The sequence below is a fragment of the uncultured Proteiniphilum sp. genome (assembly GCF_937873925.1).
Lineage (GTDB): Bacteria > Bacteroidota > Bacteroidia > Bacteroidales > Dysgonomonadaceae > Proteiniphilum.
The window spans coordinates 1-7790 of the sequence record NZ_CALNAT010000075.1 but is presented as its reverse complement, the minus strand read 5'-3'; the positions used below and the strand labels follow the sequence as shown (position 1 = coordinate 7790).

The following is a 7790-nucleotide window of genomic DNA, read 5'->3' as shown; positions in this document are numbered from 1 at the left end:
ATAGCTTCCCTCCACGGGATTGTTTGACGGCGTGAATGGTGCAGTGAATGATTGGTATAACAACCGGACTTCATCCTCAAACAATCCCGTGGAGGGAAGCTATTCATGGGCTCACTATTTTCAAGGAATCAGAAAATGCAACACCTTCCTGACAAGTATAAATGATCCTGAAATAGCCACGGCACAAATTGATGAAGATGAGAAGAACGGATGGATTGGCGAAGTGCTCGTATTAAGGGCATTTTACTACTTACAGTTAATCAAAAGATATGGTGGTGTTCCCATTATAAGTGCACCTTATGAAGTTACGTATGATTTTTCACAAGATCGTCGTGCTTCCTTCGAGGAGTGTGTGGATTTTATCATTGCCGACTGTGACGCGGCGTTGGCCCTTCCGGAAAGCGGAAAATCAGATATAGGCTTTAGATGGGATATTAGCGATAACCAAAGGGGCACCATTACCCGTGCCTTTGCACAGGCGGTCAGATCGCAGGCGGCGCTATATGCTGCAAGCCCATTGTGGAATACCGCAGGCAGCAAATATACCTGGGAAAAGGCCACGGAAATCACCAAAGAAGCCTTAGATCAATGCCTGGCACATGGGTTCGAGTTATTCAAAACCAAACCGGCGGAAGATATCGCCCAAAACGCGTATGCGTACTATTTCATTCTTCGGTCCGATCCAAGCCGTTCGATCGACAAAGAGACTATTTTTGAAACAACCAGTAACAGAACCAACGTATGGAAATGGGCCGGTACCCCCATCACAGAAGGTGCGGAAAAAGCAGGAGCAGGACCCTCTCAAGAATTGGTAGATGCCTACGGGATGCAGGCCACCGGAGAAATGCCCATCCTGGGATATGCGGACGCTCAACATTTAGAGCCCATTATAAATCCCACCTCCGGATACGATCCTGCTGACCCCTATGAAGGAAGGGATCCTCGCTTTTATGCTTCTATCTATTACAATAACTCTCCCCGGTCTCTTTCTACCGGAAATGTAGAGAAAGAGCTTTTCCCGTTAAGTTTTACTCAAACAGTGAACAATGTTACGGCTTCGGTCAGTGGCGAGGAAACGACCCTAAAAAGCACCGGCAGTGACCCCTGGATTCATACTACCGTGCTGGGAAAAGTGTTAAGTTCAGCAGCAAAAAGGGTGATCAGCTTCGAATATAAAAGCAATAAAACAGTCACGAATGCTGAGTTCTTCTTCTGTGTGGCAGGGGGTCCCCAGGGAGGTGTTTCAACCGGGGAGAATATTGTCATAGAAGAATCCTCCGAATGGAAAAGATTCGAATACGATCTTTCTACAGCCATAACCAAGTGGGGATTTGGCGTGAATGCGAATGGTGGGGCAGCCCCTGAAAACCATTTTCTGCGATTTGATGTTACAAGTGGACCCGGATATGAACTAACAATCAGAAATTTTCAGGTCGAAGCCTTTACTCCTCCTCCGGTACCAATTCCTGTGGAGACTTTTGTAAGCGGTAACAGTGGAATTTCAAACGATATCACCCAAACCCGGTTTACCCGTACAGGCTATTATTTGAGGAAATTCAATAATTATAAATCGAATGTAAGCGTAGACGCCGATGGATTGATGAAAATCTTCAGACTGGGAGAGTTATATCTGAACTTCGCGGAAGCTGCTTCAAATGCCGTGGGTCATGATGTAGCCGTAGAAAGTAAAGCAAGCGGAGCAAGTGCCCTTTCAGCAAGAGAAGCTGTAAATGTAGTGCGGGCACGCGCCGAGATGCCACCCCTCCCTGCAGCTCTTTCAAAGGAAGAGTTTCAAATTCGATACCGCAACGAGAGACAGGTAGAGTTGGCGTTTGAAGAACATCGGTTTTTTGATGTGAGACGGTGGAAGATACTGAACGAAACCGATAAATTTGTTACCGGGATGAGGATAACAAAACAAGGGAACGAGTATATCTATAATAGAGTAAAATTACAAGACCGCGGAACCAATACAGATAAATACCTGATGTTTCCTATAGACCTTTCTGAAGCAACCAAGATGGAATCTTTCACAGGTGAAAACTGGCAGAACCCTGGCTGGTAATGTCATAGACTCCTGATTTTAATCAGAACTTCGAAAGCTTGGAAAACATGATCTGTTGAGAGTTTTTCGAGGTTCTGATTTTTTGATTAACTATAATTAAATTGAAAGATGGTTAGAAATATTTTTTTTATATTTTTTTTAGGTGCGATGATTTCCTGTACGGGTGGAAAAACGCAGGATAATTCTCCTGTGATTTCTCTGTCTGAAGATACCTCCATATTATATATTCAGAATAATCGTGTAAAATTAGGTATCGATCTGACCTTGGGGGGTGCTGTTACTTATCTCTCCGATGAAGCCAACGGTGGTAAGAATATGATCAATAGTTTTGATTGGGGCCGACAGATCCAAATGTCATATTACAGCGGACCCTGGCCGTATATCGGCCCCAAGGGTGAAAGACCTACTCCGGAATGGGAAGGCCTGGGCTGGAACCCCATTCAATCGGGAGACGCCGGCGGTAATCGTTCGAAAATGATTTCCTATGAAAAAATAGGGGATAATGCCATCTTTGTGAAAAGTATTCCCATGCAATGGCCACATAAAACCGGTGTTGCCGGCGAATGTGTATTTGAATGCCTGTACACGTTGGAAGACAATATTATCAAAATGGAGGCTACCATTGTGAATAACAGAGAGGATAAAACACAATACCCGGCTTGTTCACAGGAGATGCCGGCGGTATATACAAACGGTCCCTGGTATAAATTGGTAACCTATTTGGGAGATCAACCTTTTATCGGAGAACCCACAACGGTTGTTATAGATAAAAATGATAAAAAAGGATGGCCATGGGTGCATTTTTATACACCTGAGAATTGGGTTGCTCTACTGGATGACAACGGCTATGGAATCGGGGTTTTTCAGCCCGAAGTAATGAACTTCAACGGAGGGTTTCACCCCAATGACTCCTTTAAGGGATACGGAGGGGAGAAAGACGGCCAAACAGGACACATTGCTCCTACTGGCAGACAGATTCTTGACCACAATATCCGGTGGACTTATACCACATCATTTATCCTTGGAACATTAGACGATATCCGGTCGTATGCCAAAGAAAACCGATCGGCTAAGTCGAATCCGGAATGGAATTTTCAAAATTCGCGTCAAAACTGGTACTACCAGGGTGAAATACAAGACAAAGGATTTCCTGTTGAAGGAGGATTGGACATCCAATTCAACAAAAATGCAGCAATCGTTAGCCCCGTAACATTTTGGCAAGCTTCCGAAAACCCATCCCTGAATATTGAGGGCGAGTTTAGCACTGAAAATAAAGAATTGGAATTGAGTGTTGAAATACAACCGGTAAGCAAGTCCGACTTCACCGATTGGTTGAACTGGAGTGAAGGTGAATTTAGTGTGGCGGAAGAGAAAGAAAAGAAGGCATCCGGGTTTCCCGTAAAACCCACGATCACCGTTAAGCAGACAATCACCTCAGATGGTCATCATCAGACACATAGAGTTGACCTATCCGCAATACCGGATTATCAGGGCGGAATGAAAAACGTTAAAATTTTCTTTTCCGATGCGGGAAGGGCTACGATTACAAAGGTATATCTGGGGAAATAAAAGGGAACTCCCGGAAAACTATTTTCTTTTTTCTTCTTCACTTAGGATCCTGTTTTCAGCGGAGGAATGGAGTAAAGACTATAATTAACTCCCAATGATTGTCAAATGGGAAAAGAATTACAATCATGAACAAAGAGAAAAAACAAAAAAATGCCTGTCAAGTGCTGTTAGTTCATTTCTTGATGGCAGGAATGCTTTTTTTACCGGGATGTAAAGATGATATCCCTGAGAAACCGGTGATAATTCCTGGTACTTCAACCCAGTACCTGAAATTCGAAATCGCGTCGGCTCACCATATAGAGGCGGTTCAAAAAACGACCTACGCGTATGAGCTGACTACTACCGGGAACGATCCGTATATTCATATTCAGGATCTCACAAAAACATTGGATAAAGATTCAGTGGTATTGACCTTTGAATATAAAAGCAGTGCGGAAGTGAGTCTTCTTCAAATATTCTTTGGACCCGGGATATCCGAAAATCGCTCGATCAAAACAGGTTCGCTTTCTAAAACAAACTCCTGGAAAACCGCCTCTCTCAACCTGTACAAAATGATAAGCGAATTATCATGGGGCAGATCGGGTGATTTCCTTAGAATCGATTTTGGGGACCAGAACGGTGTCAAGCTTGAAATACGAAACCTCTATTTCAGGGCAATGAATGAATCGGAAAAAGCGAAATTAAACGAAGAGGAGGAGAAATTAAGAAAAGATGAAGAGATCGCGAATTCATTATTATCCTACTTATCCCATCAATTCGCATCCAAAATCACAGAAGTAAAGGTGGGATCAACGGAGGTGTCGGTCACCGGCCAACACGCGGGCAACGGGAATTTTAGTTTGTGCGAGATTCATCCCAACGATACATTGACGACCGCCCCACTGTTTAAGAATAAAATCCCATTGGAAGATAAAATATTCCGGATAACGCTCGATCGAACAGCACAGATTGATGGCAGGGAGTACGACCGGTTACTTTCCAAATGGGTGATCGTGAAAGAATCCGCCGCAAAAGATGAAATCGCCTCTCATGCGCGCTACGCAGATATAATTGAATCCACGCAGGCGATGAGCCCGGGGATTTTGAAAAGTAAAAAGGGGTTGGGAGGTTTTTTCGTCAACCAGTTTCAGGCTGATTTGGATCTGCTTGCTATCCATAGTATCACAGTGAATGTTCCTTTTACCGCTTTCATGTACTCCGGTCCGGGTCCAAACCGGATCGCACACGAATACGGTAACAAAACCTACTATTTCGCCAGGGAGGGATACCTGAACGGACTTGATCAAGCCTTGAAAATAGCTGCAGAGCGAGAAATTGTTGTCGCCGCAATTATCCTGGTTCAAAAAACATCGGAGTGCGCCGATCCTGCTATCGGCAGGATGTTGCAGCACCCCGATTTCACTTCCGAAGGAATATATACCATGCCCAATTTAACAACAGAAGAAGGTGTAAATTGTTATGCCGCGGCATTGGATTTCCTGGCTTCACGCTACAACAGAACGGATAATGCTTACGGACGAATTCACAAATGGATCATGCATAATGAAGTAGATGCCGGATTATCCTGGACAAATATGGGAAATAAGCCAATGTTAGTCTATTTGGACACTTATATAAAATCAATGAGGCTTTGCCATAATATTTCACGCCAATATGATGCCAATAGCGAAGTGATGGGATCATTTACCCATTCGTGGAATGAACCGGTCGAATCTTACTCCTCAAAGGAGATGCTGACTTATCTGCAAAAATTCAGCGCTGCCGAAGGCGATTTTCAATGGGGAGTAGCTTATCATCCCTATCCTCAGGACTTAACCGAACCAAAGACATGGAACGACTCTAAAGCTACGTTCAGTATAAACAGTCCGCTTGTTACTTTTAAAAATTTAGAAGTGATTGATTATTGGATTAAAAGATCCGAAAACATGTATAATAATTCGGTAAAAAGAACGCTTTGGCTCTCTGAAAACGGAACGAACTCTAAAACTTACAGCGAACAAGATTTAAAGGAACAAGCAGCCGGATTTGCCTATGCATGGAAAAAACTAAATGCGTTAGATGGAATCGATGCCATTCAATGGCATAATTGGCTCGACAACAGGGTTGAATACGGATTAAGGATCGGGTTGCGAAAATTTCCTGACGACGAAACCGATCCTGGGGGAGCAAAACCTGTCTGGTACTTGTATCAGGCAGCCGCAACCAATGAGGAAGATGCATTGTTTGAACCGTACAAATCTGTAATTGGAATTAATGATTGGACTGAAATCATGCAATCGTCAGTTTTTTTATCAATCATATGAATTGGCTGAATGAAGAATTTTCTAAATATTGAGAAACTATTTGAGTTTTATAGAAATCTTTTAATTCAGGTTTCTTAAGACACATAAAAAATTTCCTCAAAAAAACGGAACAACATATAAACACAACATGATGAGAAACTCAGATAAAACAGAGTATTTAAAAAAATACTTTTCCGAAAAGAAACCAATTGCGTTCATTGGCGCTTTTTTATTCTCGATGTTTTTTCTTATAAATCTTAACGGACAACCTTTTGTCCATTATAAAATTAAAGATCAACAGACACCGCTGCCGGCAAATAGAGTTCATTTGGAAGGATTTCTGAATGACTATATTCATCTTTCCATTCAGAATTGGAACAAAGGCAGCCTCCCCTATCACGAATTCGTCAATTTTTTCCGCAACGGACGTCCGCAGTTTGCACTCGGCGAAATGTGGGGAAAAGCAGTCCGCTCGGGATGCATGTTTTATCGATACACACAAGACCCTGCACTGAAGCAGATTTTAGATGAAACGGTAAACGATTTGCTATCCACTCAACGGGAAAACGGAAGCATCAGTTGTGTGGAAATCGAAACACAACCTGAAGGCAGCGAGTTATGGGAACGGAAATATGTCATGCTCGGATTACAGGAATATTACGAATGGGTTAACCCTACCCCTGTCGTTTTCGACGCATTGAAAAAACAAGCCGATAATATTATTGAACTGATAGGGCATGCACCGAAAACGGAAATCACCGATGTGGGTTGGAGTGCTACGAATATCGGACACGAAGAGTGTCATATTGAATCGAGCAGCTTGCTCGAACCGTTTATGAGGCTCTATAAATGGACCGGAGAACAACGATACCTGGATTTTTCCACTTACATTATCGAAGCCGGAGGTACGAAGCACTTCAATATTTTTGAAATGGCATTGAATAACGTGAAACCTTACCGAATGGCCGGCCATTACCCGAAAGCTTATGAGATGTTGTCGATTTTCGAAGGTCTGGCCGAATATTACCGCGTTACGGGTAAGCCCGAAATAAAACGGATGATATTGAATTTGTATGAGAATGTACGTAAATATGAAATAACGATTATCGGCAACGGCGGCTCAGACCAACCTTATCATCCGTATGTGATGGGGGAAGCATGGGGAAACACTGCATTGGAGCAGACGAATCCCGATATCACCCGGATGATGGAAACGTGTGTCGGCGTAACATGGATGAAATTTTGCAGCCAGATTTTACGGCTGACAGGAGATCCGTCAGCCGCCGACGAAATCGAAAAATATGTCTATAACGGATTGATCGGCGCCATGAAACCCTCGGGCGACGGATTCAGTTACGTGAACCTGTTGAATGGCAGCAAAGTCACCAATGAAGGATGGGGATGGAAGTTTGATGATATGCACGTGACCTGTTGCAATCTTAACGGCCCGATGGGGCTGGCTTATATTCCGTTTATTACCGCCATGAGCGATGACGAAGGATTTGTTGTTAATTTGTATAACAAAGGGAATATTGTTTTTCAGACATCCGCACAACAAGAGGCTTCCATTGACATACATACCGATTATCCCGTTTCAGGCGACATAAAAATGACCCTTTGGCTGACGGAAAAAGAAACGTTTTCGTTGAAAGTCCGCATTCCGTCGTGGAGCAAAGAGACCGTTCTAAGAGTGAATGGTAAAAACGTAAAGGTAAAACCGGGAACGTATGCCGAAATACGACGCAAATGGCGCAACGGCGATACGATAGAGCTGCAATTGGACATGCGGTGCCGTGTGGTGAATGCGCCACAGGGTAGCAACCGGGCAGGCGACAATTTCAGGGCTGTCATTCGCGGCCCTCTAGTATTGGCTC

Annotated in this window: 4 protein-coding genes; all 4 read left to right on the top strand. The window is 43.5% G+C overall.

The features are described from left to right. Positions 1-31: 31 nt before the first annotated feature. Entirely contained in the window at positions 32-2065 is a 2034-nt protein-coding gene (locus Q0502_RS05460; protein ID WP_298648141.1) for a RagB/SusD family nutrient uptake outer membrane protein, read from the top strand. A gap of 108 nt (positions 2066-2173) precedes the next feature. Beyond that, positions 2174-3634 (top strand): hypothetical protein, encoded by a 1461-nt coding sequence (locus Q0502_RS05455; protein WP_298648138.1) that lies wholly within the window; start codon positions 2174-2176, stop codon positions 3632-3634. 125 nt (positions 3635-3759) lie between these two features. Further along, on the top strand, positions 3760-5937 hold the full coding sequence (locus Q0502_RS05450) for a DUF5722 domain-containing protein (RefSeq protein WP_298648136.1): 2178 nt from the start codon (positions 3760-3762) through the stop codon (positions 5935-5937). A 307-nt stretch (positions 5938-6244) separates the two neighbouring features. Next, the coding region (locus Q0502_RS05445; protein ID WP_298648133.1) for a beta-L-arabinofuranosidase domain-containing protein at positions 6245-7790 on the top strand (1546 nt) is incomplete at its 3' end.